The sequence below is a fragment of the Streptomyces sp. NPDC048290 genome (genome assembly GCF_040652095.1).
Taxonomy (GTDB): Bacteria; Actinomycetota; Actinomycetes; order Streptomycetales; family Streptomycetaceae; genus Streptomyces.
Genome location: NZ_JBEZLM010000003.1, coordinates 175,660 through 202,468, shown reverse-complemented (window position 1 = coordinate 202,468; position 26,809 = coordinate 175,660). Strand labels below are relative to the sequence as shown.

The following is a 26,809-nucleotide window of genomic DNA, read 5'->3' as shown; positions in this document are numbered from 1 at the left end:
GATCGTCGTGCAGGCCCTGCTGACGGCCTTTCAACGCTCGCTCAAGGAGGAGCTACGGGCGTGGCAGCAAGGGGAGCAGGTCACGGACCCGCGCGGGTAGGGCGCCGCCGAGCATACGCAGCCGATCGTCGTGCGGGCGCGACTGACAGCCTTTCGGCGCCCGCTCAAAGGGGAGCGGGTCACGCGCGGGTAGGGCTCCGTCAGGGCGCCGGGGGCCTACCCGCGCGGGGGCGTCCTCAGCGGGTGTCCGTGAACGTCTCCCCTCGGTCCGCCTTGGCCACCAGCAGTGCCGGCGGCGTGAAGCGCTCCCCGTAGCGCTCGGCGAGTTGCCGGGCGCGGGCGATGAAGCCGGGCAGGCCGCCGTCGTAGCCGTTGATGTACTGGAGGACGCCGCCGGTCCAGCCGGGGAAGCCGATGCCGAGGATCGAGCCGATGTTGGCGTCGGCGACGGACGTCAGGACGCCCTCCTCCAGCAGCCGTACGGTGTCCAGGGCCTCGGCGAAGAGCATGCGCTCCTGCATGTCAGCGAACGGGATCTCCGCGTCCGCGCGGGTGAAGTGCTCGCGCAGGCCCGGCCACAGGGCGGTGCGGGTGCCGTCCCCGGCGTAGTCGTAGAACCCGGCGCCGCCGCTGCGGCCGGTGCGGCCGAACTCGTCGACCATGCGGTCGATGACGGTCTCGGCGGGGTGCGGGGTCCATGTGCCGCCGGACTCCTCGACCGCCTGGCGGGTCTCCTTGCGGATCTTGCGGGGCAGGGTGAGGGTCAGCTCGTCCATCAGGGAGAGCACCTTGGCCGGGTACCCGGCCTGCGCGGCGGCCTGTTCCACGGAGGCGGGTTCGATGCCCTCGCCGACCATGGCGACGCCCTCGTTGATGAAGTGGCCGATGACCCGGGAGGTGAAGAAGCCGCGGGAGTCGTTGACCACGATCGGTGTCTTGTTGATCTGCCGGACCAGGTCGAAGGCGCGGGCGAGGGCCTCGTCGCCGGTGCGTCCGCCCTTGATGATCTCGACCAGCGGCATCTTGTCGACCGGTGAGAAGAAGTGCAGCCCGACGAAGTCGTCCTGGCGTTCGACGCCTTCGGCGAGGGCGGTGATGGGGAGGGTGGAGGTGTTGGAGCAGAGCAGCGCGTCGGGGGCGACGATGTGCTGGATCTCCTGGAACACCTTGTGCTTGAGCCCGGTGTCCTCGAACACGGCCTCGATGACCGCGTCGCAGCCCGCGAGGTCGGCGGCCTCGGCGGTGGGCGTGATCCGGGCGAGCAGCGCGTCGGCCTTCTCCTGGGTGGTGCGGCCCCGGGCGACGGCCTTGGCGCAGAGCTTCTCGGAGTAGCCCTTGCCCTGGGCGGCGGCTTCGGCGGAGACGTCCTTGAGGACGACGTCGATGCCCGCGCGGGCGCAGGAGTAGGCGATCCCGGCGCCCATCATCCCGGCGCCGAGGACGGCGACCTTGCGGACCGGGCGGGGCTCGACGCCCCGGGGGCGGCTGGCGCCCGCGTTGACGGCCTGGAGGTCGAAGAAGAACGCCTGGATCATGTTCTTCGCGGTCTGCCCGGTGGCGAGTTCCACGAAGTAGCGGGCCTCGATCAGCTGGGCGGTGTCGAAGTCGACCTGGGCACCTTCCACGGCGGCGGCCAGGATGGCGCGCGGCGCCGGGTAGGGGGCGCCGCCGGTCTGCTTGCGCAGAGTGGCCGGGAAGGCGGGCAGGTTGGCGGCGAACCGGGGCTGGGCGGGGGTGCCGCCGGGGATGCGGTACCCGGGCACATCCCAGGGCTGCTGGGACGCGGGGTGGGCGTCGATGTAGGCGCGGGCCTTGGCGAGCAGCTCCTCGCGCGTGTCGGCGACCTCGTGCACGAGTCCGTTGTCCCGGGCGCGTCGCGGGCTGTACTGGGTGCCCTGGAGGAGGACCTTCAGCAGGGCGTCGGTGATGCCGAGGAGCCGGACCGCGCGGACCACTCCGCCGCCGCCGGGCAGCAGACCGAGGGTGACCTCGGGGCAGCCGATCTTGGAGCCGGGCGTGTCGAGGGCGATGCGGTGGTGGCAGGCGAGGGCGAGTTCGAAGCCGCCACCGAGGGCGGCGCCGTTGAGGGCGGCGACGACGGGCTTGCCCAGGGTCTCGATCCGGCGCAGGTTCCGCTTGATGGCCATGCCGCCGTCGAAGACCTCCTGCGCGGTCCCGGGCGTGGCGCGGATCAGGTCGCGCAGGTCGCCGCCCGCGAAGAAGGTCTTCTTGGCGGAGGTGAGGACGATCCCCCGGATGGAGTCGCGTTCGGCCTCCAGGCGGTCGGTGATCACGGCGAGGGAGTCCCGGAACGCCTGGTTCATGGTGTTGGCGGACTGGTCGGGGTCGTCCAGGACGAGGGTGACGATCCCGGTGTCGTCCTGTTCCCAGCGGATGGTGGTGCTCGTGGTCATGACGTTCTCCGTTGAGGTCTGCTGAGGGCTGCCGCTGGGAAGGGTCAGACGCGTTCGACGACGGTGGCGATGCCCATGCCGCCGCCGACGCACAGGGTGGCGAGGCCGTACCGCTTGTCCTGGCGCTCCAGTTCGTCCACCAGGGAGCCGAGGATCATCGCGCCGGTGGCGCCGAGGGGGTGGCCGAGCGCGATGGCGCCGCCGTTGACGTTGACCTTGTCGAGGCTGAGGCCCATGTCCCTGGCGAACCGCAGGACGACGGCGGCGAACGCCTCGTTGATCTCGACCAGGTCGATGTCGTCGATGGTCAGCCCGGCGCGGGCGAGCGCCTTGCGGGTGGCGGGCGCGGGGCCGGTGAGCATGATGGTCGGCTCGGAGCCGGAGACGGCGGCGGAGACGATCCGGGCGCGTGGGGTGAGGCCGTAGCGCTCGCCGACCTCCTTCGAGCCGATGGCGACGAGGGCGGCGCCGTCCACGATGCCGGAGGAGTTGCCCGCGTGGTGGACGTGGTCGATCTTCTCCACCCAGTGGTACTTCTGGAGCGCCACGGCGTCGAACCCGCCGAGTTCGCCGATGTCGGCGAAGGACGGCTTCAGCCGGGCCAGGGAGTCGGCGGTGGTGCCGGGCCGCGGATGCTCGTCGTGGTCGAGGACGACCAGGCCCGCGCGGTCCGTGACCGGGACGACGGAGCGGTCGAAGCGGCCCTCCTTCCAGGCGCTGGCGGCGCGCTCCTGGGACAGTGCCGCGTACTCGTCGACGTCCCGGCGGGAGAAGCCCTCGATGGTGGCGATCAGGTCGGCGCCGATGCCCTGGGGCACGAAGTTCACCGCGAGGTTGGTCATCGGGTCGTTGAACCAGGCGCCGCCGTCCGAGGCCATCGGCACCCGGGACATCGACTCGACGCCGCCCGCGAGCACCAGGTCCTCCCAGCCGGAACGGACCTTCGCGGCGGCCATGTTGACGGCCTCGAGGCCCGAGGCACAGAAGCGGTTCTCCTGGACCCCGGCCACGGTGTCCGGCAGTCCGGCGGCGATGGCGGCGATCCGGGCGATGTCGGAGCCCTGGTCGCCGACCGGGCCGACCACCCCGAGCACGATGTCGTCGATCGCCGCCGGGTCCAGACCGGGGAAACGGGCCCGGATCTCGTGGATGAGGCCGGTGACCAGGTCGATGGGCTTGGTGCCGTGCAGGGCGCCGTTGGCCTTTCCGCGCCCGCGCGGGGTGCGGATCGCGTCGTACACATACGCTTCGGTGCTCACGGTGCAGCCTTTCGGGGGTTCTCGTGGGGAGCGGGGTCGGGGGGTGCGAGGGCCGGGACGTCCCAGTCCGCGGCGACCTCCGCCGTGTCCGCGCCGGGCAGGGCGGGGCCGCCGCGCAGGGCGGCGGGGGTGGCGGAGAAGCGGGGCGCGGGGGCGGGCTGTACATGTCCCGCGTGGTCGGTGAAGGTGCCGCGCGCGGCGAGCTGCGGATGCCCGGGGGCCTCGCGCAGCGACAGCACGGGGGCGACACATGCGTCCGACCCCGCGAAGACGGCGGTCCATTCGTCCCGGGTACGGGTGCGGAAGCGGGCGGCGATCAGGGTGCGCAGCTCGTCCCAGCGGGCGAGGTCCTTGCGGGCGGGGGCCTCGCCGGCGATGCCCAGCAGCCGCACGAACTCGTCGTAGAAGCGCTGTTCCAGCGCGCCGACGGCCATGTACTTCCCGTCGGCGGTCTCATAGGTGTCGTAGTACGGGCAGCCGCCGTCCAGGAGGTTGGCGCCGCGCCGGTCCTGCCAGCCGCCGGTGGCGAGCATGCCGTGCAGCATCGTGGCGAGGTGGGCGGTGCCGTCGACGATGGCGGCGTCCACGGTCTGTCCGGTGCCGGTGGCGCGGGCGTGGTGCAGGGCGGCGAGGACGCCGACGACGAGGTACAGGGAGCCGCCCGCGTAGTCGCCGAGGAGGTTGGCCGGGGCGGGCGGGGGGCGGTCCGGGGCGCCGATCAGGCCGAGGGCGCCGGTGACGGCGATGTAGGCGAGGTCGTGCCCCGCGCTGGCGGCCAGCGGTCCGTCCTGGCCCCAGCCGGTCATCCGGCCGTAGACCAGGGCCGGGTTGCGGGCGTGGCAGTCCTCGGGGCCGACGCCGAGGCGCTCGGCGACCCCGGGGCGGTAGCCCTCGACGAGGATGTCCGCGCGGGCGGCGAGATCCAGCACACGGGCGGGGCCGTCCGGCGTCTTGAGGTCCAGCAGCACCGACCGCTTGCCCCGGTTGGTGAGGTCGTGGGCGGGGTCGACGGCGATTCCGGGGCCCCCGGGACGGTCCACGCGGACCACGTCGGCCCCCAGGTCGGCCAGGAGCATCGCGGCGAACGGGCCGGGGCCGATCCCGGCCAGCTCGACCACGCGCACCCCGCTGAGCGGACCCCGTCCGGGTGTCCCTGCCATGCGGCCCCCGATCACTGTGACAGCGATGTTGTTACACCGGTGGTGTCATAGACGTTAGGAAGGATGTTAAGAACGTGTTCCAGTCGGCACAAGGCTAGAACGAGCAAGCGCTTAGTCCATTGTGGCGCGTGCCGGGCGTACCGCGCACGGGCGGCTCCGTCAGGGCGGGCGGGTGCCGCTCGCCGGGCCGGACAACGCCCACGCGGAGACACCTGGTCGCCCGGAGACGCCCCCGGAGACGCCCTGGCACCCGCCAGCGCCTACGCGGCGCCCCCGTCCAGCTCCGCTATGAGCCGCTTCGGCGCGAGGGCGCGATAGCTCTCCTCCACCCAGTCGCACAGCAGGTCGGCGGACGGGGCGCCCGTCGGCTCCAGGGGGACCACCACCCAGCCGGCCCGCCCCAGTCCGTACCCGGCTGGTGCGGCGTCCGGGGCGGCCAGGGCGTGCCCGTGGGTGGTCTCGTCGGGGAGCTTCACGGTGATCCGCAGCGGGTGGCTGCCGTCGGCCACGCCCATGAAGGCGAAGACCTTCCCGTTCACCTTGACGGCGGTCTCGCCCCACGGGAACTCCTCGACCGCGCCGGGCAGTCCGAGCGCGAACGCGCGCGCTTTCTCCCACTTGTTCAGGGCATGAGCGGTGAACGTCACCTCGAACCTCCGGACTCGTCGTCGGGCTCCGCACTTCTCACGCTAGCCTCAGCCACTGACAGCGGCGCGGGCTCGGCACCGAGGAGCGGCATGACCATGCGGAACACGGACGACCGTGCCTACGACATCGTGCTGTTCGGAGCCACCGGCTTCGTCGGCGTGCTCACCGCCGAGTACCTGGCGGCGCACGCGCCGAAGGAGGTCCGCTGGGCCGTCGCCGGGCGCAGCGAGCGCAAGCTGCGGGAGCTGTGCGAGCGGCTGCCCGGCGGGGAGCGGGTCGGAGTGCTCCCGACCGACGCCGGGGACCCGGCCGCACTGCGCGCCCTCGCCGGACAGACCCGTGTGATCGCGACCACCGTGGGCCCCTACCTCACCTACGGCGAGGAACTCGTCGCCGCCTGCGCCGACCTGGGCACGGACTACCTCGATCTCAGCGGCGAGCCGGAGTTCGTGGACCTGATGTACGTCCGCCACGACTCCCGCGCGCGGGAGACCGGCGCCCGGCTGCTGCACGCGGCCGGGTTCGACTCGATCCCGTACGACCTGGGCGCCTACTTCACCGTGCGGCAGCTCCCGGAGGGCGTCCCGCTGACCGTGGACGGCTATGTGACCGCCGACGCGATGTTCTCCGGCGGCACCTTCGCGTCCACGCTGGGCCAGATGGCGCGGCTGCGGCAGATGGGCGCCGCCGCGCGGGACCGGCGCCGCCATGAGCCCCGGCTGGTGGAGCGGCGGGCGACCGCCCCGACCGGAGTCCCCCGGTTCGCCCCGGAGGTCGGGGCGTGGGCGCTGCCGATGCCGACCCTGGACCCGCAGATCGTGCGCCGCTCGGCCCACGCGCTGGAGCGCTACGGACCCGACTTCCGCTACCGCCAGTACTTCGCCGTCCGTCGGCTGCCCGCGGCGCTGGGCGGGGTGACCGCGTTCGGGGCGCTGGCCGCCGCCGTACAACTGCCGCCCGCGCGGCGCTGGTTGTCCGACCGCTACCGGCCCGGCGACGGACCGGACGCGGAGCGGCGCGAACGCAGCTGGTTCTCGGTGCGGTTCGTCGGCGAGGGCGGCGGACGGCGGGTCTACACGGAGGTCTCGGGCGGCGACCCGGGGTACGGGGAGACGGCGAAGATGTTCGCCGAGGCGGCGCTGTCCTTCGCGCTCGACCCGCTGCCGGACACCGCCGGGCAGGTCACCACGGCCGCCGCCATGGGCGACGCGCTCACCGAACGGCTCGTCCGCGCGGGGATCGTCTTCCGGGTGGCCGCGACACGCTGACACGCCCCCTCCGGGTCCCGCCCGCAGGGAGCGCCCCCGGGAACAGGCCCCGCAGGGAGCGCCCCCGGGAACACGCCCATATGGAGCGCCCCGGTGAACACGCCCGGACGGGGCACCTCAGGGAACACGCCCCATGGGGCGCCCTCGGTCAGAAACCCCACTCCATCAGCGTGTAGATCATCCCGGCGATCCACCCGAGCCCCGACAGCACGGCCAGCACGAGCGCCGCGGTCACCACGGGTCCGACGGGACGGCCGGGTTCGGTCAGGGGCTCCGGTGCGTGGTGTGTCGTCATACGCCCAGCCTGTCGCCGGGGACGGGTCCATGACATCCGTACAGCTACTCAGCCGTCGTACTCACCCGATGTACTCAGCCGCCCGCACGCCATCGCCCAGGCCGTACGCCCCTCCTATGCCCCCTGTTTGAGACTTTTGGTCCCCCTTCTCATGCCACAGCGGCCAGAAGTCCCTACAAGGACTTCAATGAAACACTTGAAGGGAGCCGGGCCGGCAGGAGGTCGCGGCCGATCAGCGGCGGAAGGCGGGTGGAACGCATGAAGTTCGTCCTGGAGGTCACCTTGGACGACGGGGCGATGGCCAAGGACCCGGTGCGTGAACTGGGCAGGATCCTGCGGTACTGGGGCGGGAACATGGGCCACTACGCCATCCGGCCGGGCGACGGCAGCGCGGTCTACGACTCCGAGTACGCCGAGGTCGGCGCCTGGCGCGTGACCGCCTCCTGAAGTGCCGCCCGGCAGGCGGCGTCCGCCTTGCGGGTGGTCTCGGGGAGCCGGTAGGCGGGGGTGAGCGCGAGGGTGTGGGCGCAGGCCGTGTCGAGGCCCACCCGGTGCCCCGCCGAGACGTACACGGGCTTGACCCCGTCCCTGGTGCGCAGCGCCCGGCCGACCTCCTCGGTGCCGTCCAGCAGCGGGGTGGACGCGCCGCGCCGGGGGCCGGGCGGGTCGCAGGTGAAGGTGAAGGGGTTCTTGGCGACGCCGATGACCGGCAGGCCGGTCAGCACACCGAGGTGGCTGGCCAGGCCGAAGCGGCGGGGGTGGGCGCGGCCGTAGCCGTCGCAGACGACCAGTCCGGGCGGGCCGGGCAGCGCGGCGAGGGCGGCCAGGACGGCGGGCAGTTCCCGGAAGGCGAGCAGGCCGGGGACGTAGGGGAAGGAGATCCGGCCGACGGCGGTGGCCTGGGCGACCACGTCGAGCGTCGCCGCGTCCAGGACGACGGCCGCAGCGGCGACCAGGTCGCGCTCGTCGTCGTAGGCCACGTCGACCCCGGTGACCCGGCCCGTGCCGGGTGCCGGTCCCTCGTCGTCGAGGACGACCCGCGCGCGCAGCGCGTCCTGCGCCGCGCGGGCCTGCGCCTCGGTCGTGGGCCAGTCCTCGGGGATCTCCACCGTCGTCATCGTGAGGCGATCCTAGGGCCTCCCGCCAGGATCGGCCCGGCCGCGCGGCGGTCTCGGCGACGGGCTCCGGGGGCTCAGCGGGTCAGCCGGGCCACCCGTCCCCGTTCCCCCGCCGCCCAGCAGCCCCGGTCGGCGGCGCAGTCCACGGTGTCGTAGGAGCCCGGGTCGACGGTGCGCCAGGTGCGGCCCGCGTCGGTGGTCAGGTCGGTGCCCGTGGGGCCGACGGCGAGGGCCGTGGTGCGGCTGTGCGGGAGCCAGGTGACGCCGGAGCGGTAGGCGGGCGGGGGCGTGGCCGCCGGGCGCCAGGTACGGCCGCCGTCGGTGGTGCGGGCGGCGGCCTCGGGGGACGCCTCGCCGGGGCGGTAGTCGCCGCCGACGGCGAGGCCGTGGGCGCGGTCGCGGAAGGCGAGGGCGAAGACGCCCCGCGCGGGGTCGCCCGCCGGGACGGGGCTCCGGGCGGCGGTCCAGGTCAGTCCGCGGTCGGCGGAGTGCAGCACCCGCGCGTGTGCCGCGCCCCCGGTGGCCATCCATACGTCCCGGGTCCCGGCGGTCACCAGGCACTGCCCGCTGGCCGCGAACCCGGCCTCGCCGGGCTGGGCGGGCGGCATGCCGGTGTCCGGGAGGACCCGCCAGGAGCGGCCTCCGTCCCGGGTGGACAGGATGCGGAACTTTCCGTCGACCGGATCGCTCATCGCCAGCCCGTTGCGGGAGTCGAAGAAGGCGAGACAGTCGTAGAAGGCGCGCGGATCGGGGTTGCGGAAGCTCTCGGTCCAGGTCGTGCCGCCGTCCTCGGTGCGGTACACCCGGGACGCCTCGCCCTCGCCGATGGCGAGCACCACCGCGCGGCGGGCGTCGAACGCCTCGACGTCCCGGAACTGGAGGCCGTCGGCGCCGGGCGGGGAGACGTTCCGCCAGTGCGCGCCGCCGTCCGTGGTGCGCAGCACGGTCCCGCCGGTTCCGGCCACCCAGGCGGTGTCCCGGCTGACGGCGGCGAGTCCCCGGTAGCGCACCTCGGGCGTGCCGGTGTCGGTCTGCCGCCACTGCGGGGCGCCGCCCCCGTGGCCCCGCTGCCCGGCCTGGGCCGGTACGGCGGTCAGCGCGGTGAGCACCGCCGCCAGCACCGCCCCCACGGCCACCGCGCGTCGCGCGCGCCCCGTACGTCCCGTGTCCCGCGCTCTCCCCATGGGTCCCATGGCGGGGGAAGCTAGCCGACGCGAACAGGGCCGTCCAGGGGGCGTCCCGGGGCAGGCGTGCAGCGAAAGAAATGGATATGCCCGAAACGGCCTGGAAACTGAAGGCGTCAGGGGCGTGTAAAGCACGGTGACAGAGGTCACCGGGAAGGCAGTGCACTTCTTGGCCGGTTCTTTCGTCTTTCCTCATGACCGGCCTCATCCGTCCGGAGCGGTGCCGCCGGTCCGCCGGCAGCCGTTCCGCCGTACCAGAGGGAGCAAGGCCATGAGCACTGTCATCGAGCAGCCCGTGGAGGCCCGCCTCGTCGCCGCCGCGCCCCGGATGCCGCACATCCCCGCCACCTTGCACTACGACCCCAGGGACCCGTTCGCGGTCCGGATGACCTTCCCCGCGCAGGCCACCCTGGAGGGCGTGGAGGTGTGCTGGACCTTCGCGCGCGACCTGCTCGCCGAGGGCCTGGACGGCCCGGCGGGCGAGGGCGACGTACGCGCCCGCCCGTACGGCTACGACCGTACGGTGCTGGAGTTCCACGCCCCGGAGGGCACCGCCGTGATCCATCTGCACTCGGCGGACGTGCGCCGCTTCCTGGGGGCGACCGGCGCGCTGGTCCCGGAGGGCCTGGAGCACCTCCGGTTCGATCTGGACCGGGGCCTCGCCGACCTGCTGCGCGACGCCCACTGAGCGCCGCCGCGCCCGGCCCGACCCCGGCTCGTCCCCGGCTCCGCGGCGATCTTCCGCAGAAAACCCGTTGACATCCCCGCACCCCCCTTCGTACGTTGGGGGCGTCCTGTTGTCGCCGATTGGAGAAGGACGTTGCTCGTCTGAGGTCCTGAGACACCTCCGCCACACGCCTGACGTGTGCGTTGCGTGCGACCTCGGCATCGCGAGCCGTCCCCCCGCGGAACAGGGCTTTCTCTTGAATCTCTGAACCTCCGCTGATCCAGGACTCCCCTCCCGCCGTCCCGCGTCGCCGCCCCGGTGTCTCGATACGCGTTGCTGCCACCCCGTCACACCAAGCAACCGCGAGGCCCCCATGTCTACGTCGCTCACCCTCACCTCCCTGTCCTACGCCTGGCCCGACGGGACCCCCGTCTTCGAGGGTCTGGATGTCTCCTTCGCCGCCGGTCGCACCGGACTCGTCGGCGTCAACGGATCAGGGAAGTCGACCCTGTTGAAACTCATCGCGGGAGAGCTCCAGCCCTCCGACGGCACCGTCCGGGTCACCGGCGAGGTCGGCTATCTCCCGCAGAACGTCACCCTCGACACCGCGCTGCCGGTCGACCGCGCGCTCGGTATCGCCGAGCAGCGGGCCGCGCTGCACGCCATCGAGTCCGGTGACGTGTCCGAAACACACTTCGAGACCATCGGCGACGACTGGGACGTCGAGGAACGCGCCCTGGCCACGCTCGGTGAACTCGGGCTCGGCCATGTCGACCTGGACCGCACCATCGGTGAGGTCTCCGGCGGCGAGTCCGTGCTGCTGCGCCTCGCCGCGCTGCTCCTGGAGCGGCCGGACGTGCTGCTGCTGGACGAGCCGACCAACAACCTGGACGTGTACGCCCGCAAGCGGCTGTACGCGGCCGTGGAGACCTGGCAGGGGGTGCTGGTCGTGGTCAGCCACGACCGGGAACTCCTGGACCGGGTGGACCAGATCGCCGATCTGCGCTCCGGCGGGATCACCTGGTACGGCGGGAACTTCTCCGCCTACGAGGCGGCGCTCGCCGCCGAGCAGGAGGCCGCCGAGCGGATGGTCCGGGTCGCCGAGGCCGATATGCGCAAGCAGAAGCGCGAACTGGCCGACGCCCAGGTCAAACTGGCCCGCCGCAAGCGGTACGGGCAGAAGATGTACGAGCAGAAGCGCGAACCCAAGATCGTCATGGGAGAGCGCAAGCGCACGGCGCAGGAGTCCGCGGGCAAGCACCGGATCATGCACGAGGAGCGGCTCAGCGACGCCAAGGAGCGCCTGGGCGAGGCGGTGGACGCGGTGCGGGACGACGACGAGATCCGCGTCGACCTGCCGTACACCGCCGTCCCGGCCGGGCGGACGGTCCTCACACTGCGGGAGCTGGAGCTGCGCTACGGCGCCCGGGTGGACGGTGGTTTCGATCTGTACGGTCCGGAGCGGATCGCGCTCGTCGGGCGGAACGGGGCGGGCAAGACCACCCTGCTGCGGACCATCGCCGGGGAGCTGGAGCCGGTGGCGGGGACGGCGACGGCCCATGTGCCGCTGCGTTTCCTGCCCCAGCGGCTGGATGTGCTGGACGACGCGCTGACGGTGGCGGAGAACGTGGCCCGGTTCGCGCCGGGCGCCACCCACCAGCAGATCCGCTCCCGGCTCGCCCGGTTCCTGTTCCGGGGCCAGCGGGCCAACCAGCGGGCGGACACCCTGTCCGGCGGTGAGCGGTTCCGGGCGACCCTGGCGGCGCTGATGCTGGCGGAGCCCGCCCCGCAACTGCTGATGCTGGACGAACCGACGAACAACCTGGACATGGCGAGCGTCCGGCAGCTCACCACGGCATTGGAGGGATATGAAGGCGCGCTGATCGTGGCCAGTCACGATGTGCCGTTCCTGGAGTCCATCGGGATCACCCGCTGGCTGCTGCTGGACGGCGAACTCTCGGAAATCACGCCAGAGGCTGTCGGGTTTGACGCCTAGCGTCGGCCTCATGCCTGAGTTCGACGAGTTCCACGCCCGCTCTCCCTGGCCCGGCGGTCATCTGACCATCACCGGCGCCAGGGAGAACAACCTCCAGGACGTCTCCCTGCGGATTCCCAAGGGCCGGCTGACGGTGTTCACCGGCGTGTCGGGGTCCGGGAAGTCGTCCGTCGTGTTCGACACCATCGCGGTGGAGTCCCAGCGCCAGCTGAACGAGACGTTCACCTGGTTCGTGCGCAACCGGCTGCCCAAGTACGAGCGGCCCCAGGCGGACGCGCTGGAGGACCTCGCCCCGGCGATCGTGGTCGACCAGCGGCCGATCGGCGGGCACTCCCGCTCCACGGTCGGCACCATGACGGACGTCTACTCGGTGCTGCGGGTGCTGTTCTCCCGGCACGGCACACCGAGCGCCGGCGCGGCGACGGCGTACTCGTTCAACGATCCGGCGGGCATGTGCCCGCGCTGCGACGGGCTGGGCCGTACGGTCCAGCCCGACTGGGAGCGCATCCTGGACCCCGCCCTGTCCCTCGCGGACGGGGCGGTGCGCTTCCCTCCGTTCACGGCCGGGACCTGGCAGGGACAGACGTATGTGAACACCGAGGAGCTGGACCCGGACAAGCCGGTCGGCGCGTTCACGGCGGCCGAGCGGGAGTTCCTGATGCGGGGGCGGTCCGGCAGCAAGGTCACCATCAGCGGCTCGGGCGGCACCTGGGTCACCGACTACGAGGGGCTCGCCGACCGGTTCGAGCGGCTCTATCTCAAGCGGGACCTGTCGGCGCTCAGCCAGAAGACCCGCGACCTGGTGAACGGGTTCCTGGTGGAGGGCGGGTGCTCCCTGTGCGGGGGCGCACGGCTGAACGCGGCGGCGCTGGCGTCGCTGATCGGCGGGCGGTCCATCGCGGACTGCGCCCGGATGCAGGTCACGGATCTGGTCGAGGTGCTGCGGGAGATCGACGACCCGGTGGCCCGGCCGATCGCCGCGGCGGCGGTCGCCGCGCTGGAGCGGATCACCGCGATCGGCCTCGGCTATCTCAGCCTGGACCGGGAGACCGGCACCCTGTCCGGCGGCGAGGGCCAGCGGCTGAAGACCGTACGGCACCTGGGCTCCAGCCTCACCGGGATGACGTACATCTTCGACGAGCCCAGTGTCGGGCTGCATCCACGGGACGTGGGGCGGCTCGGGGATCTGCTGCTGCGGCTGCGGGACAAGGGCAACACGGTGCTGGTGGTGGAGCACGACCCGGATGTGATCGCGCTGGCCGACCATGTGGTGGACATGGGGCCGGGCGCGGGGGCGGCGGGCGGCACAGTGGTCTTCGAGGGCACCCCGCGCGAGCTGGCCTCGGCCGACACGCCGACGGGACGCTGCCTGGGACGGCGTACGGCGGTCAAGGAGCCCGTCCGGGAGGCGGCCGGAGGGCGCTGGGTGAAAGGGGCGGACCGGCACAATCTGCGGGGGGTGACGGTGGAGTTCCCGACCGGGGTCCTCACGGCGGTCACGGGAGTCGCCGGATCCGGGAAGAGCACCCTGGTGGCGCAGTTCACCGAGGCGCACCCGGAGGCGGTGGTCGTCGACCAGTCCGCGATCGGCATCTCGGGGCGCTCCACCCCGGCCACGTACCTCGGGGTGCTCGACCCGGTGCGGCGGCTGTTCGCGCGGGAGACGGGCGCGGACGCCGGGCTGTTCAGCTTCAACTCCACCGGGGCCTGTGCTGCCTGCGAGGGCCGCGGGATCATCTACAACGACCTCGCCTTCATGGACCCGGTCACCACCGTCTGCCCGGACTGCCGTGGACGGCGGTTCAAGGAGGAGGTACTGCGGCTGACGGTCGGCGGGCACTCCATCGCGGACGTGCTGGACATGACCGCCGGGGACGCCCTCGGGTTCCTCACCGAGCCGGGCGTCCGGCGGCGGCTCCAGGCCATGAACGACGTCGGTCTGACCTATCTCGCGCTCGGACAGCCCATGTCCACGCTGTCGGGCGGTGAGCGCCAGCGGATCAAACTGGCCACCCGGCTTCACCACACGGGCGCGGTGTACGTCCTGGACGAGCCGACGACGGGGCTGCACATGTCGGACGTGGACCGGTTGCTGGCGCTGCTGGACCGGCTCGTGGACGGCGGCAACACGGTGATCGTGGTCGAGCACAACCTGGACGTGGTGGCGCACGCGGACTGGGTCGTGGACCTGGGACCGGACGGAGGCCGGGACGGCGGACAAGTGATCTTCGAGGGAACCCCGCGCCAACTCCTCGACACGCGCGGGTCGTTCACCGCGGACCATCTGCGGCGCGCCACGGCCTGACATACGGGGGGTTTCGTCCGCACCGAGCGGCACTGCATCATGGCCCACCGGTGCCCCATGACGGCACCGCCGCCGCCGTCGCCGATCCGGAGTGTTCCCTCGTGCCCAGCAAGAAGGCCCTTGTCCGCCGCCCCGGTCCCCGACTGGCCGAGGGGCTCGTCACCCATGTCGAACGCACGGAGATCGATCCGGAGCTGGCCGCCGCCCAGTGGGAGTCCTATGTGGACGTGCTCGCCGCGCACGGCTGGGAGACCACCGAGGCGGCCCCGGCCGACGACTGCCCGGACGCGGTGTTCGTGGAGGACACCGTGGTCGTGTACAAGAACGTGGCCCTGATCGCCCGGCCCGGCGCCGAGTCCCGCCGTGGGGAGACCCACGGGGTGGAGCAGGCCATGGCCGGGCTCGGCTGCTCCGTGAACTGGGTGTGGGAGCCGGGCACCCTGGAGGGCGGCGACGTGCTGAAGATCGGGGACACGATCTACGTCGGCCGGGGCGGGCGCACCAACGCGGCCGGGGTCCAGCAGCTGCGGGCCACGTTCGAGCCGCTCGGGGCGCGGGTGGTGACCGTGCCGGTGAGCAAGGTGCTGCATCTGAAGTCGGCGGTCACGGCGCTGCCCGACGGGACGGTCATCGGGCATGTGCCGCTCATGGACACGCCGTCGCTGTTCGGGCGTTTCCTTCCGGTGCCGGAGGAGTCCGGGGCACATGTGGTGCTCCTGGGCGGCGACACGCTGCTCATGGCGGCCAGCGCGCCGAAGACGGCGGAGCTGTTCCAGGATCTGGGCTACGCGCCGGTCCTGGTGGACATCAGCGAGTTCGAGAAGCTGGAAGGCTGTGTGACATGCCTCTCGGTCCGGCTGCGGGAGCTGTACGCCTGACAGGTGGCCGCCCCACCCGGACGGCCCGCGTATGCGCGGTCCCCGAGGGGGCTCCGCCGCCGGACCGACACGCACGGATTTCCGCAGCGTAGGGCGTGACCTGGGGCCTTTACCGCGGACTTAACCTACGGTTTCGTAACCTACGGGTTCGTAGCCTACGATCCCGTAGGTTCCGGCTCCGCTCGCCGGTCCCGTCCCCCTCGAACGACGTCCCCCTGGAGTTCCTGTGACCATCACCCCTCCGCACCTCGGCAGCCCCTCCGTGTGGACCGACGCACGGCTGCTGTACGCCCTGGAGGAAGTGGTCGAGACCGAACTCAACCGGCATCTGAAGATCGCCAAGGACTGGATGCCGCACGAGTACGTGCCCTGGAGCGACGCCCGTAACTTCCCCGGCTTCTTCGAGGACGGCGAGCCCTGGGAGAAGGAGCACTCCAAGGTCACCGAGATCGGCAGGATAGCGCTGGTGGTGAACCTCCTCACCGAGGACAACCTGCCCAGCTACCACCACGAGATCGCCTCCCTGTTCGGCCGGGACGGCGCCTGGGGCACCTGGGTGCACCGCTGGACGGCGGAGGAGGGGCGCCATGGCATCGTGATGCGGGACTATCTGCTCGCCTCCCGCGCGGTGGACCCGGACAAGCTGGAGCAGTTCCGGATGTCCCACATGAGTGAGGGCTTCGAGTCCGACAACCGGCACTCGATGCTGCACTCGGTCGCCTATGTCGCCTTCCAGGAGCTGGCGACCCGGATCTCCCACCGCAACACCGGCCACCAGTCCGGGGACCCGGTCTGCGACCGCATGCTGGCCCGGATCGCCACCGACGAGAACCTGCACATGGTCTTCTACCGCAATCTCCTCAAGGCGTCCTTCGAACTCGCCCCCGACCTGACCATGCAGGCCGTGCGCGATGTCGTGGTGAACTTCCGGATGCCGGGGCACGGCATCCCCGGCTTCGAGCGGGCCGCCGCGCAGATGGCCATCGGCGAGGTCTACAACATGCGCATCCACCACGACGACGTGCTCCAGCCGGTGCTGCGGTTCCTGAAGATCATGGAGATCGACGGGCTCGGCCCCGAGGGCCGCCACGCGCAGGAGGAACTCGGGATGTTCATGGGCGGACTGGACGCGGAGGCGCTCAAGTTCGACGAGAAGCTGGCCGCGCGCAAGGCGCGGATGGCGGCGCGCGCACAGGGCTGACGCGACCGCCGGGACGGTGGGAGAGGGCGGCGCCGGGGAGCGGATCCCCGGCGCCGCCGCTGCGTGTCCGGCGGTATGGGCGGGCCGGACACGGCGGGCGTACCGGACGGGCTCAGCGGACGAGACGGCGCAGGTGCAGCCGTTCCTTCTCGGAGAGACCGCCCCAGACGCCGAAGCGCTCGTCGTTCTCCAGGGCGTAGTCCAGACAGGCGCGGCGCATGTCGCACATGCCGCAGATGCGCTTGGCCTCGCGCACCGAACTGCCCGGCTCGGGGAAGAAGAAGTCCGACCCGGTCTGTGCGCACAGGGCCTGGTCCTGCCAGGCGGGGGCGGCCGGGGTGAGGGAATCGGAGTGCATGCCAAGAGCGTGCCGGGGCGCGCGAAACGTTCGCTCAACGCGCGATATACGCGGGAGCGAGGAGGGAGCGATTCGGCGGTCGGGGCGTATATCCGGGCGTCTGTCGGGGGTTGCGGGGGACGTTTTCCGGGGTCGCTCCCCCGGGCCGGTTCCGCGGGGCGGTGACGGTGGCGACGGGAACGATGGTGCACCCGCCGGACGGTGCGGCACACGGCGGCGCGCGGGCGGGGGCGGCTCCGGCAGCGATTGTCAGTGGGCGGTGCGAGACTCGGCAGTGGACGGTGTGCGCGGTGTGTGCGCCGGAGCGGCGACGGACAGACAGCGGTACCGGACAGGCAGTGAACAGGCAGTGATGTCCCCGGGAAGGTGATCATGCTCAGCACCCATTTCGTCACCGGCGCACCGAACTGGGTCGATCTCGGTACGGCCGACCTCGACCGGGCGACCGCCTTCTACCAGGGGCTCTTCGGCTGGCAGTGGCGCTCCGCCGGACCGGACACCGGGGGCTACGGCTTCTTCCAGCTCGACGGGAAGACGGTCGGGGGTGTGATGCCGGTCACGCCCGAGCAGGGGCCGCCGTCCTGGACCGTCTTCTTCCACACACCGGACGCCGACCGGACGACGGAGACGGCCCGCGCGGTGCGGGGCACGGTGCTGGCGGAGCCGATGGACGTCATGGACCAGGGCCGCATGGCGATGCTCACGGACCGCGGGGGCGCGGCGTACGGCATCTGGCAGCCGGGGCGGATGACCGGGTTCGAGACGGCCGGTGAGAGCGGGGCGCTGGTCTGGGTCGAGCTGTACACGCGGGACATCGCGGGGGCGGCGGGCTACTACCACAAGGTGCTCGGCTGGGAGACGTCCTCGGTCAGCTACCCCAGTGGCTCCTACACCTGCGTCAATCCCGCCGGGCAGGACGAGGAGACCATGTTCGGCGGACTGGTGCCGCTGGACGAGGACCCGACGGAGGCGGGCGGCGAGCCGTACTGGCTCCCCTACTTCGCCACGGACGACCCGGACCGGGTGTGCGCCCGCGCGGCGGAGCTGGGCGGTGCGGTCCGGCTGGCGGCCATGGACATTCCCGAGGTGGGGCGGGTGGCGCGGCTCGCGGACCCCTCCGGGGCGAGATTCGCGGTGCTGCGGCCCAATCCCCGGCGGGGGTGAGGTGAGCCCCCGGCAGGGGTGAGGTGGGCGCGGTGTGAGGCGGGCTCGGTGTGCCGTGCGTGGTGTGGCGTGGGCGCTCAGGCTGACGCGCGGTGGACGAGGGTGGTCGGGAGGATGACGCCGGTCGCGGGGGCGGTGGGCCCGGAGTGGGTCGCGGGGCCGCGCAGCCGGGCCAGGAGGCGGCGGGCCATCAGACGGCCCATGCCCTCGATGTCCTGACGGACCGTCGTCAGCGGGGGTTCGGTCTGCTCGGCGATCGGCAGCATGTCGTCGAAGCCGACCACGGCGACGTCGCTCGGGACGCGCAGACCCTGCTCGCGCAGTACGCGCAGGGCGCCGACGGCGGTGAGGTCGTTCGCCGCGAACACCGCGTCCAGGTCGGGGCGCCGGTCCAGGAGTTCCCGCATCGCCCGGTCCCCGCCGGACGGGGTGAAGTCGCCGTGCGCGACCAGCGCGGGGTCGCCGTCCGGGAGGACGTCGCGGTAGCCGTCGAGGCGGTCCGCCGCGGACGTCTGGTCCAGGGCGCCGGTGATGTGCGCGATCCGGGTACGGCCGAGGGCGAGGAGATGGCGTACGGCCTCGCGGGCGCCGCCGCGGTTGTCGCTGTCGACGTACACGGTCGGTTCCGGGGCGGGTTCGCCGTCGCCCCAGCCGGGACGGCCGCCGAAGACGGCGGGGACGCCTGCGCGGTGGATCAGCGCGGGGAGTGGGTCGTCGAGGTGGAGGGAGAAGACCAGGGCGCCGTCGACATGGCCGCCGGCGAGGTAGCGGCCCACCCGGGCGTGGTCGTCGCGGCCCTCGGTGAGCAGGAGGACGAGTTGGTTGTCGTGGGCGGTCAGTTCCTTGCTGATGCCGCGGAGCTGGAGGGCGAAGAAGGGGTCGGCGAAGATGCGGCTCTCTGGTTCGGCGGCGACCACGGCGATGGCGTCGTGGCGGCGGGTGACGAGGCTGCGGGCCGCCTGGTTGGGAACGTAGCCGAGTTCTTCCACGGCTTGGCGTACGCGCTCCGCCAGGGGGGCGCGTACGCCGTCGCCGCCGTTCACCACGCGGGAGACCGTGGCCCGTGAGACCCCCGCCCGCGCGGCGACTTCCTCCAGCGTGGGGCGCGGGGTGGTGTCGGTCACGTGGGGGCTCCTTGGTGGGGGCGGGTGAGTTGTGGAGCAGGATAGCGAGGGGGTGGGGTGGGGGGTTGGTTTATGGGTGCGGGTGCGGGTGCGGGTGCGGGTGCGGGTGCGGGTGCGGGTGCGGATGCGGGTGCGGGTGCGTGGGGGTTGAGCGCGCAGTTCCCCGCGCCCCTGGAGGGGGTTGGCTATACCGGTGATGGCCGGTCGCCGCCGTCACGCCCCTGTTCAGGTCAAAAGGTCCGTCTCCCGGCCCCTTCCCGTGCGGTGGGCCTGGTCGTATGCCAGCCAGGCCAGTGACAGGTCCTGCCAGGGGAGGCCCACGGGGGCGTAGACCGTGCGTTGGGTGGGGGTCTCGCGGCCGGGGTGTTCGGTGCGCAGGATCTCGCCGAGGGTCGCCGCGGCGGCCGTCGGGGGCAGGCCCGCCGCCGCCAGGGCGCCCGTCTCGGCAGCCAGCCCACGGTCGTCGACGACGAGCAGGGCGGACGACAGGAGATCCGCAGCCAGTTCCTGCTTGCCGGGCTCGTCGGCGCCCAGGCTGGTGACATGGGTGCCGGGGCGGATGTCGGCCAGGGTGAGCAAGGGTTCGCGGGACCAGGTGGCGAGGAGGACGATGTCCGCCGCCGACGCCACCGCCCGCGCGTCCATGGCCACCCGGCCCCCGTGGCGCGCGGCGAACGCCTCGGCGCGGGCGGGGTCCGTGTCGCACACCACCAGGTCGGTGCGCGGTCGCAGCGCGGCGAGGCCCCGGACCATCAACTCGGCCTGGGCACCCGCGCCGATCACCCCGACTCTGGTGCCGTCGCCCGCGAGGGCGTGAGTGCCGAGGGCGGCGGCGAGGCCGGTGCGCCATGCAGTGAGGGTGGCGGAGTCGAGCAGGGCGAGCAGGGTGCCGTCCCGGCCGTCGTGCAGACAGACCACCCCACGCAGGGCGGGACGGGCGGCCGGGAACTTGGCGTTGACCTTGACGGTGTAGGCGTCGATGCCGGGCAGCAGGCCCGGGACGAGGACGGTGGCCGTGCCGGGGAACGGGAGGTCGGTCCGTATCCGCCGTCCGTCGGTCTCGACGGGGGCGGCCACGAACCCCTCCCGCAGGGCGGCGAGACAGGCCGCCGGCTCCAGTAGGGCTTCGAGATCGGTGCGAGTGAGAAGTCGGGTCACCCCCACATGATCGCCCAGACGTAATCACCCAGGCATGGCCACCCCCACATGATCACCCAGACCCGATCACCCAGGCACGGTCGACGAGACCCGATCACCCAGCTCCGGCCGCCCAGACATGGTCACCCGGTCCCGATCACCCAGGCACGCTCACCCAGCCCCGGCCACCCAGCCCCGATCACCCCCACCCGCCCCCCACCTCAGTGCTGATGCCCACCCGACTTCCCGCCCGCCGGGTCCGCGGCCGGTGCCGAGGGCGAGGCCGAGCGCGACGACTGGGGCGCGGACGCCTTCGGGGCCGCCCCCGACGCCCCCGACGTCCCCGACGCCTTCGGAGCCGTCCCCGACCCCCCCGACCCCGCCCCATGCCCCTGGTGCCCGCCATGCGGGTCGTACCCCGGAATCGTGCCGTCCGGCTTCTTCACCAGGAACAGGCCGACCATCCCCATGTCGGAGTGGCTCTGGACATGGCAGTGGTACATCCAGGCGCCCGCGCCCACGCCCTCCCCGGCGATCACCTGGAAGCCGAAGGAGTCGGCGGGGCCGACGATCTTGTTGTCGATGACCTGGCTGGGGTCCTCGGGGCCGGTGAGCAGGCCGGTGCGGTTGTCGGCCCAGCGATGACCGTGCATATGGAACGTGTGGTAGTACTCGCCGTGCGTGATCATCACGAACTCGACCCGGTCACCGACGGTGGCCTCGAAGTCCGGGCCGGTGTGCGCGGCGCGGTTGTTGATCGACATGTCGTTGAAGACCACGGTGTGGGTGCGGTCGGGGAGGATGTCCCCCTTGCGGCGGACTATCACGGGGCCGTACAGACCGTTGCGAATGCCACCGGTGCCGTGCTCGGTGCCCACCACATGGTCGTGGTAGTGCCAGTAGCCCGCGCTTCCGGCCCGCCAGGTGCCGTCCTTGCGGCGGCCGGGGGCGTGGGTGCGCCAGGTGTAGGTGCGGGTGCCGCCGGGCTCCACATGACTGTTGTTCATCTTGGTGCCGTCGCTGGTGATCTCGTAGTCCAAGCCATGGACATGGAGGCTCACGGGCACGTCCATGGTGTTCTCGAACTCGATGTGGACGGTGTCGCCCTCGTTGAGCTCGATCAGCGGGCCCGGCACGCTGGCCTTGCCCTTCTCGAAGCCGTAGCCCATTTTTCCGCCGTCGAGGCGCTCGGCGTAGAGCTTGATGCGGCGGGTCTCGCCGCCGGCCGGGGCGGTGCGCGCCGGGCCCTCGGCGCTCACGGCATCGGGTCCCAGGGACAACGATGTCGCGACCGCCGCACCGCCCAGCAGCACCCGCCGGTTGAATCCGCGTCTGTCCATGCCGAACTCCCCACGTCGGTACGGGATTCAGGACGGTAGCCGGGAGACGGGGGGTTTTTCCACACTCAGGACAAAGTTTGTTTCTTCTCGGTCATACCTATTGGCGAACCGTGCAAAGAGGTCTAGCTTTCCTAGGCGCCGACTGTGAACCGACGAGGGGTGGAAGACCACATGCGGTCCACGACGCACCAAAGACCCTTTCCCGTACCGGGACCGGGGACACCGGGGCGCACCGGGAGACCGGCCGGGAGACGTACCGGGCGGCGGGCCCTGACGGCCGTGCTGGCCGCCGGGTTCGTCACCGCCGGGCTGCTCTCGGGCCCGTCCGCGAGCGCCCGCCCGGCCCCCGATCCGTCCCTGACAACGATGTCCATCAAGTCGCCCCCGGGCGGCGCGAATGTACGAGTGCTGGTGTTCTACGGCTCGGCGGCGGGCGGCGAGGAGTCGCCCGTGGTGAACGCCGGGATCGAGGCGATCGAGGCGATCGGGCTGTCCGGCCCGCTCAACCAGCGCTTCACCACCGAGGCCACGGACGACGCCTCGGTCTTCACCAACGCCACCAAGCTGGGCCGGTACAACGCCATCGCGTTCGTCACCGGCGGCGGCGACATCCTGGACCCGGAGCAGGAGGCCGGTCTTGAGGCGTACATGGAGGCCGGAGGCGGTTTCCTGGGCGTCCATGACGCGGCGAAGGCGGAGCCGTACTCGGACTGGTTCACCGGTCTGATCGGCGCCCGGCCGGCCGCGTCTAGCCCGACGAACGTCCAGCGGGCCACCGTCGAGATCGGTGACCGGCAGCACCCGGCGACCAAGAGCCTGCCGCTGACCTGGAAGCGGCCGGACGTCTGGTCGAACTGGGTGAAGAACCCGTCCGGCAGTGTGCACACGGTCGCCCGGGTGCGCGAGTCGACGTACAAGCCCGGCGCGGGCGCCAACGGCTGGGACCACCCGGTCAGCTGGTGCCGTGACTACGACGGCGGGCGCTCCTTCTACACCGGGATGGGCGGCACGGCCGCCGCCTACGACGAGACCGACTTCCGGGGTCATCTGCGCGGCGCGCTGCTGTGGACCACCCGGCTGGTGCAGGCCGACTGCAAGGCCACCATCACCGGGAACTACAAGGCGGAGCGGCTGACCCGGCCCAACCAGCCGGGGCAGAACGACCAGATCGGCGAGCCGCACGGACTGGTGACCGCGCCCGACGGGCGGGTGTTCTACATCGGCCGGGGCGGTGCCGACTCCTCGCAGCCGGTGATCACCGACTGGAACAACCCGGACATCGGCAAGGGCAAGGGCGAGATCCACGTCTACGACCCGAAGACCCAGCAGGTCACGCTGGCCGGGGCGCTGTCCGTGTTCGGCAACAAGGGCGGCGGCGACGAACTCGTCAAGGTCGAGGAGGGGCTGCTCGGGATCGAGCTGGACCCGGGGTTCGCCCGGAACGGGTGGGTGTATCTGCACTACACCCCGCACGACCGGATCGACCGGGACACCCGGATGGCCGAGCGGCGGGTCTCCCGCTTCACCCTGGACCAGGCCACCAACAAGCTGGATCTGAGCAGCGAGAAGGTGCTGCTGAAGTGGCCGGTGCAGATCCACAGCTGCTGTCACGCGGGCGGCGGCATGGCCTGGGACTCCCAGGGCAATCTGTACATCGCCACCGGTGACAACAACTCCAGCGGCTTCAGCGGCGGTTACTCGGGCAACAACCCGCAGCCCAACTACAAGGGCGTCTCCTTCGCCGACGCCCGCCGCACCTCCGGCAACACCAACAACCTCAACGGCAAGATCCTGCGCATCCACCCGGAGCCGGACGGCACGTACACCCTGCCGAAGGGGAACCTGTTCACCGGCCAGGAGCCCGACGAGGGCGGCGGCAAGACCCGCGGCGAGATCTATGTGATGGGGGTCCGCAACCCGGCCCGGATCTCCGTGGACCAGCGGACCGACATCCTGTACGCGGGCTGGGTCGGCCCGGACGCCGGGTCGCCGTCGACGACCTGGGGCCCGGCGAAGTACGACACCTTCGCCGCGATCACCAAGGCGGGCAACCACGGCTGGCCGTACTGCATGGGCAACAAGCAGCCCTACCGGGACCGCAATCTGCCCGATCCGTCCCAGCCGCTGGGCTGGTACGACTGCAACGCGCCGAAGAACGAGTCGCCGAACAACGACGGCCTGGTCAATCTGCCGCCGGTGACCGGGAACAGCATCTGGTACTCGCCGCAGGGCGGTGGCCCCGACTTCCCGCGCAACGCCGCCGGTGTCCCCTCCTACAAGCAGGAGGAGGCGACCTACGCGCTGCCGTGGCTCAAGGGCGGCGGTCAGGCCGCGATGAACGGGCCGGTGTACCGCTACGACACCGCTTCGGCGAGCGCGGTGAAGTGGCCGTCGTACTGGGACGGCAAGTGGTTCGTCGGTGACTTCTACGACGGCGACCAGCCGCGCAACGCGGTCCAGATGGACCCGAAGACGGTCGGGAACGGCGGTCTTCCGGTGCACTCGGAGTCGCTGAAGAAGATCGTGCCGATCGGCAACGACGGCATCAGGAACCTCATGGACTGGAGATTCGGTCCGGACGGCGCGCTGTATGTGCTCGACTACGGCCGGGGCTTCTTCACCTCGGACGCCAGGTCGGCGCTGTGGCGGGTCACCTACACCGGCGGCGGCCCGACCCCGGCCGCGGGCCAGCTCGCGAAGGGGGCCAAGTGAGACGCCCGATACGAAGAATGCCCCGCGGCAGACTCCTCACCGCGCTGCTCGCGGCCGTACTGATGATGCTGGGCCTCGCGTCGGCGCCGGCGCTCGGGCAGCAGTCCGCGGCGCCGAAGGCACCGGCCGCGCCCGCCGCGGAGCAAACCCTGACCTGGACGGCGGGCGATCCGATCGACCGCTATCTGTCGGCGCCGAAGACGGCGGTGGCGGGTCCGGCGACGATCGTGTTCGAGAACAGCACGGCGACCGGCAACACCACCGGGATGCCGCACACCCTGACGTTCGTGACGAGCGACCCGGAGTTCAACGGCGATGTGCAGCTGAACATCCTGGCCAGCCCGTCGGACGCGAACGGCGGCAAGCACACCGCCCAGGTGAACCTGACGCCGGGCCGCTACTTCTACCACTGCACGATCCCCGGCCACGGCATGATGCAGGGCATCCTGGTGGTGACCGAGGGCAGCGGTGAGGACACCACGGCCCCGCAGACCGACGTCCAGGTCACGGGCACGCAGAACACCCAGGGCGAGTACGTCGGTGCGGCGACCGTGGCGGTCACGGCGACGGACGAGGCGGGCGGCTCGGGCGTGGACCGGATCGAGTACGCGCTCGGCGACGACGGCGCCTGGCAGCCGTACACCGCGCCGGTCGTGGTCGACCAGGTCGGGGCGCACAAGGTGCGCTACCGGGCGGCCGACAAGGCGGGCAATGTCGCGGCGGAGAAGGCCGCGCAGTTCACCGTGATCGCCCCGCCGACCGACGACACCACCGCGCCGGACACCTCGGCGACCGTGACGGGTGAGCGCAACCCGGACGGTACGTACATCGACATGGCGACGGTGACGGTGTCCGCGTCGGACACCGGGTCCGGGGTCAACACCATCGAGTACGCGATCGGGGCGGACGGCGCCTGGCAGCCGTACACCGCGCCCGTGATGGTCCACCAGGTGGGCGCGCACACCGTGCGCTACCGGGCCACCGACAAGGCGGGCAATGTGGCCGCCGTGAAGAGTGTGCAGTTCACGGTGGTGGCCGCGCCGCCCAAGGACACCACGGCCCCGGTGACGGGCATCGCGGTGGACGGGGCGCGCAACTCCGACGGGGCGTACATCGGCAACGCCAAGGTGACGGTGACGGCGACGGACGAGGGCGGGTCCGGTGTCGACCGGATCGAGTACTCGCTCGACGGCGGCCCGTACCTGGCGTACTCCGCGCCGGTGGTCGTCGACCGGGCCGGTGCCCACGCGCTGGCCTACCGGGCGACCGACAAGGCGGGCAACACCGCGGCGGCCCGCACGGCGTACTTCACCGTGGTGTCCGGCGGTCCGCCGCCGCCCGCTTGCGCGGAGTACGACGAACGGCTGACGGTGATCGTCGGCACGGTCGACTCGGGTGTGCCGAACCGGCTGACCCAGAACCGCTGCCGGATCAACGAGCTGATCGAGGACGAGAAGCAGTGGACGTCCCACGCGCTGTTCCTCAAGCACGTCAAGACCGTGCTGGACAAGCTGCGCAGGGACGGGGTGATCGACACCCGTGAGTACAACACGATCACCCGGGCCGCCAAGCAGTCCGGCATCGGCACCCCGGGCCAGACGACCGGCTACCGTCCGCTCTTCGACGGCACGGCGGGCTCCTTCGCCAAGTGGCAGCACGTGGGCGGCGGTTCGTTCGGGCTGAACGCGGACGGCTCCATGACCAGCGGCACCACCAAGGGCGGCCTGGGCATGCTGTGGTTCCCGCAGCGCAAGTACGGGGACTTCTCGCTGCGCCTCCAGTGGCGGGACGACGCCCCGGGCACGGGCAACGCCAACTCCGGTGTGTTCGTGCGCTTCCCGGGTGTGCTGAACCACCCGGAGGAGTCGCGGCCGGAGTGGGTCGCCATCAAGTTCGGCCATGAGGTGCAGGTCCTCGACCGTCCGGACGGGGACATGTACAAGACGGGTTCCGTCTACGGCTTCGACCGGGTCGGTCTGGCCGGGGCGGGCGTGACCCAGAAGGGCACCTGGAACGACTACGAGATCCGGGTGGTCGACCAGCACTACTCGGTCTACCGCAACGGTGTCCTGATCAATGAGTTCGAGAACAGCGGCGGCCAGGAGTTCGTGCCGCCGCGCGGGGACGACCCGGGCACGGACGGACGCCGGTACGCCTCCGGCTACATCGGGCTCCAGGTGCACGGGACCACGGATGTGATCTCGTACCGGGACATCCGGATCAAGGACCTCTAGCGGAAGGTGCGGCACAGGTGAGGCGCCCGCGACCGGAACCCCGGTCGCGGGCGCCTCGCGCTGTCCGTCAGGGGCGCCAGAGGTCCAGGGCCCACTGGCCGGGGGCGATCTCGTAGCAGTTGAAGTAGGAGGCGCCGGCGTTCATGACGGCCCAGTTGCCGACGTAGAAGCAGGCGGCCTGGCTGGTGTAGGTGCCCCAGGAGACCCAGCGGGAGATGCCGACATCGGTGGTGACGGTGGATGTGGTGGCCGGGGTGGCGGCCTGGGCGGCCGGAGCGGCGACCAGTCCGGCGGTGGCGGCGGCGCCGATCACGGCCGCGGTGGCGAGCGTCTTGCGCAGGGACATA

General features: G+C 72.0%; 22 protein-coding genes. 10 read left to right on the top strand and 12 right to left on the bottom strand.

Features of this window, described 5'->3' with window-relative positions; translation table 11 throughout:
* Positions 1-236: 236 nt before the first annotated feature.
* The 4 genes from AB0D49_RS05725 to AB0D49_RS05710 form a co-directional block, all read right to left on the bottom strand.
* Positions 237-2,414: a 3-hydroxyacyl-CoA dehydrogenase NAD-binding domain-containing protein gene (locus tag AB0D49_RS05725; RefSeq protein WP_362751254.1), complete on the bottom strand. Its 2,178-nt coding sequence runs from the start codon at positions 2,412-2,414 to the stop codon at positions 237-239.
* A 44-nt stretch (positions 2,415-2,458) separates the two neighbouring features.
* Entirely contained in the window at positions 2,459-3,673 is a 1,215-nt protein-coding gene (locus AB0D49_RS05720) for an acetyl-CoA C-acetyltransferase (protein ID WP_362751251.1), read from the bottom strand.
* Positions 3,670-4,833, bottom strand: coding sequence for a CaiB/BaiF CoA-transferase family protein (locus AB0D49_RS05715; protein ID WP_362751249.1), 1,164 nt, complete (start codon positions 4,831-4,833; stop codon positions 3,670-3,672). Before AB0D49_RS05715 ends, AB0D49_RS05720 begins: the two co-directional genes overlap by 4 nt.
* A 260-nt stretch (positions 4,834-5,093) precedes the next feature.
* The gene (locus AB0D49_RS05710; RefSeq protein ID WP_362751246.1) at positions 5,094-5,480 is read right to left on the bottom strand and encodes an MmcQ/YjbR family DNA-binding protein; all 387 of its coding nucleotides are present in this window, start codon (positions 5,478-5,480) and stop codon (positions 5,094-5,096) included.
* Positions 5,481-5,570: 90 nt separating this feature from the next.
* On the opposite strand from AB0D49_RS05710, the gene AB0D49_RS05705 reads away from it, so the two are divergent.
* Positions 5,571-6,749 (top strand): saccharopine dehydrogenase NADP-binding domain-containing protein, encoded by a 1,179-nt coding sequence (locus AB0D49_RS05705; RefSeq protein WP_362751243.1) that lies wholly within the window; start codon positions 5,571-5,573, stop codon positions 6,747-6,749.
* Between the two features lie 148 nt (positions 6,750-6,897).
* On the opposite strand, the gene AB0D49_RS05700 is transcribed toward AB0D49_RS05705, so the two are convergent.
* Entirely contained in the window at positions 6,898-7,044 is a 147-nt protein-coding gene (locus AB0D49_RS05700; protein ID WP_362751240.1) for a hypothetical protein, read from the bottom strand.
* Between the two features lie 258 nt (positions 7,045-7,302).
* Here AB0D49_RS05700 and AB0D49_RS05695 point away from each other — a divergent pair, with 258 nt between their 5' ends.
* On the top strand, positions 7,303-7,491 hold the full coding sequence (locus AB0D49_RS05695; RefSeq protein WP_362752081.1) for a hypothetical protein: 189 nt from the start codon (positions 7,303-7,305) through the stop codon (positions 7,489-7,491).
* Here the strand turns inward: AB0D49_RS05695 and AB0D49_RS05690 are convergent.
* Together AB0D49_RS05690 and AB0D49_RS05685 are read right to left on the bottom strand one after the other, a co-directional pair.
* Complete coding sequence (locus AB0D49_RS05690) at positions 7,440-8,162, bottom strand: endonuclease V (protein WP_362751237.1); 723 nt, start codon at positions 8,160-8,162, stop codon at positions 7,440-7,442. The genes AB0D49_RS05695 and AB0D49_RS05690 overlap by 52 nt on opposite strands.
* A gap of 74 nt (positions 8,163-8,236) precedes the next feature.
* A complete protein-coding gene (locus tag AB0D49_RS05685) occupies positions 8,237-9,346 on the bottom strand; it encodes an oxidoreductase (RefSeq protein WP_362751234.1) in 1,110 nt (369 codons plus the stop codon).
* Between the two features lie 271 nt (positions 9,347-9,617).
* Here AB0D49_RS05685 and AB0D49_RS05680 point away from each other — a divergent pair, with 271 nt between their 5' ends.
* The 5 genes from AB0D49_RS05680 to AB0D49_RS05660 all read left to right on the top strand — a co-directional run bounded on the left by AB0D49_RS05680 (position 9,618) and on the right by AB0D49_RS05660 (position 16,393).
* On the top strand, positions 9,618-10,034 hold the full coding sequence (locus tag AB0D49_RS05680) for an SsgA family sporulation/cell division regulator (protein ID WP_362751231.1): 417 nt from the start codon (positions 9,618-9,620) through the stop codon (positions 10,032-10,034).
* A 352-nt stretch (positions 10,035-10,386) separates the two neighbouring features.
* Positions 10,387-12,009: an ABC-F family ATP-binding cassette domain-containing protein gene (locus tag AB0D49_RS05675; RefSeq protein ID WP_362751228.1), complete on the top strand. Its 1,623-nt coding sequence runs from the start codon at positions 10,387-10,389 to the stop codon at positions 12,007-12,009.
* A gap of 10 nt (positions 12,010-12,019) precedes the next feature.
* Positions 12,020-14,314 carry an excinuclease ABC subunit UvrA gene (locus AB0D49_RS05670; protein ID WP_362751225.1) on the top strand — a complete coding sequence of 765 codons (2,295 nt, stop codon included), beginning with the start codon at positions 12,020-12,022 and terminating at the stop codon, positions 14,312-14,314.
* A 101-nt stretch (positions 14,315-14,415) separates the two neighbouring features.
* Complete coding sequence (gene ddaH, locus AB0D49_RS05665) at positions 14,416-15,192, top strand: dimethylargininase (protein WP_362752079.1); 777 nt, start codon at positions 14,416-14,418, stop codon at positions 15,190-15,192.
* Positions 15,193-15,418: 226 nt separating this feature from the next.
* Positions 15,419-16,393 (top strand): acyl-ACP desaturase, encoded by a 975-nt coding sequence (locus AB0D49_RS05660; protein ID WP_362751222.1) that lies wholly within the window; start codon positions 15,419-15,421, stop codon positions 16,391-16,393.
* A 112-nt stretch (positions 16,394-16,505) separates the two neighbouring features.
* Here the strand turns inward: AB0D49_RS05660 and AB0D49_RS05655 are convergent, their stop codons facing one another.
* Positions 16,506-16,751 carry a WhiB family transcriptional regulator gene (locus AB0D49_RS05655; protein ID WP_362751219.1) on the bottom strand — a complete coding sequence of 82 codons (246 nt, stop codon included), beginning with the start codon at positions 16,749-16,751 and terminating at the stop codon, positions 16,506-16,508.
* Between the two features lie 372 nt (positions 16,752-17,123).
* Here AB0D49_RS05655 and AB0D49_RS05650 point away from each other — a divergent pair, with 372 nt between their 5' ends.
* The gene (locus tag AB0D49_RS05650; protein WP_362751216.1) at positions 17,124-17,915 is read left to right on the top strand and encodes a VOC family protein; all 792 of its coding nucleotides are present in this window, start codon (positions 17,124-17,126) and stop codon (positions 17,913-17,915) included.
* Between the two features lie 77 nt (positions 17,916-17,992).
* Here the strand turns inward: AB0D49_RS05650 and AB0D49_RS05645 are convergent, their stop codons facing one another.
* The 3 genes from AB0D49_RS05645 to AB0D49_RS05635 all read right to left on the bottom strand — a co-directional run bounded on the left by AB0D49_RS05645 (position 17,993) and on the right by AB0D49_RS05635 (position 21,516).
* Entirely contained in the window at positions 17,993-19,039 is a 1,047-nt protein-coding gene (locus tag AB0D49_RS05645) for a LacI family DNA-binding transcriptional regulator (protein ID WP_362751212.1), read from the bottom strand.
* Between the two features lie 225 nt (positions 19,040-19,264).
* Positions 19,265-20,197 carry an ornithine cyclodeaminase family protein gene (locus AB0D49_RS05640; protein WP_362751209.1) on the bottom strand — a complete coding sequence of 311 codons (933 nt, stop codon included), beginning with the start codon at positions 20,195-20,197 and terminating at the stop codon, positions 19,265-19,267.
* A gap of 200 nt (positions 20,198-20,397) precedes the next feature.
* Positions 20,398-21,516 carry a multicopper oxidase domain-containing protein gene (locus AB0D49_RS05635; RefSeq protein WP_362751206.1) on the bottom strand — a complete coding sequence of 373 codons (1,119 nt, stop codon included), beginning with the start codon at positions 21,514-21,516 and terminating at the stop codon, positions 20,398-20,400.
* A 282-nt stretch (positions 21,517-21,798) separates the two neighbouring features.
* On the opposite strand from AB0D49_RS05635, the gene AB0D49_RS05630 reads away from it, so the two are divergent.
* Positions 21,799-24,228: a ThuA domain-containing protein gene (locus AB0D49_RS05630; RefSeq protein ID WP_362752076.1), complete on the top strand. Its 2,430-nt coding sequence runs from the start codon at positions 21,799-21,801 to the stop codon at positions 24,226-24,228.
* A gap of 17 nt (positions 24,229-24,245) precedes the next feature.
* On the top strand, positions 24,246-26,462 hold the full coding sequence (locus AB0D49_RS05625) for a family 16 glycoside hydrolase (protein WP_362751203.1): 2,217 nt from the start codon (positions 24,246-24,248) through the stop codon (positions 26,460-26,462).
* A 67-nt stretch (positions 26,463-26,529) separates the two neighbouring features.
* Here the strand turns inward: AB0D49_RS05625 and AB0D49_RS05620 are convergent, their stop codons facing one another.
* On the bottom strand, positions 26,530-26,808 hold the full coding sequence (locus AB0D49_RS05620; RefSeq protein ID WP_362751200.1) for a hypothetical protein: 279 nt from the start codon (positions 26,806-26,808) through the stop codon (positions 26,530-26,532).
* Position 26,809: the final 1 nt, after the last annotated feature.

Coding starts and splice junctions, on each gene's coding strand:
- AB0D49_RS05725 (WP_362751254.1), bottom strand. CDS start 2,414: ATGACCACGAGCACCACCATCCGCTGGGAACAGGACGACACCGGGATC.
- AB0D49_RS05715 (WP_362751249.1), bottom strand. CDS start 4,833: ATGGCAGGGACACCCGGACGGGGTCCGCTCAGCGGGGTGCGCGTGGTC.
- AB0D49_RS05705 (WP_362751243.1), top strand. CDS start 5,571: ATGACCATGCGGAACACGGACGACCGTGCCTACGACATCGTGCTGTTC.
- AB0D49_RS05700 (WP_362751240.1), bottom strand. CDS start 7,044: ATGACGACACACCACGCACCGGAGCCCCTGACCGAACCCGGCCGTCCC.
- AB0D49_RS05695 (WP_362752081.1), top strand. CDS start 7,303: ATGAAGTTCGTCCTGGAGGTCACCTTGGACGACGGGGCGATGGCCAAG.
- AB0D49_RS05690 (WP_362751237.1), bottom strand. CDS start 8,162: ATGACGACGGTGGAGATCCCCGAGGACTGGCCCACGACCGAGGCGCAG.
- AB0D49_RS05685 (WP_362751234.1), bottom strand. CDS start 9,346: ATGGGGAGAGCGCGGGACACGGGACGTACGGGGCGCGCGCGACGCGCG.
- AB0D49_RS05680 (WP_362751231.1), top strand. CDS start 9,618: ATGAGCACTGTCATCGAGCAGCCCGTGGAGGCCCGCCTCGTCGCCGCC.
- AB0D49_RS05675 (WP_362751228.1), top strand. CDS start 10,387: ATGTCTACGTCGCTCACCCTCACCTCCCTGTCCTACGCCTGGCCCGAC.
- AB0D49_RS05670 (WP_362751225.1), top strand. CDS start 12,020: ATGCCTGAGTTCGACGAGTTCCACGCCCGCTCTCCCTGGCCCGGCGGT.
- AB0D49_RS05655 (WP_362751219.1), bottom strand. CDS start 16,751: ATGCACTCCGATTCCCTCACCCCGGCCGCCCCCGCCTGGCAGGACCAG.
- AB0D49_RS05650 (WP_362751216.1), top strand. CDS start 17,124: ATGCTCAGCACCCATTTCGTCACCGGCGCACCGAACTGGGTCGATCTC.
- AB0D49_RS05635 (WP_362751206.1), bottom strand. CDS start 21,516: ATGGACAGACGCGGATTCAACCGGCGGGTGCTGCTGGGCGGTGCGGCG.
- AB0D49_RS05625 (WP_362751203.1), top strand. CDS start 24,246: ATGCCCCGCGGCAGACTCCTCACCGCGCTGCTCGCGGCCGTACTGATG.
- AB0D49_RS05620 (WP_362751200.1), bottom strand. CDS start 26,808: ATGTCCCTGCGCAAGACGCTCGCCACCGCGGCCGTGATCGGCGCCGCC.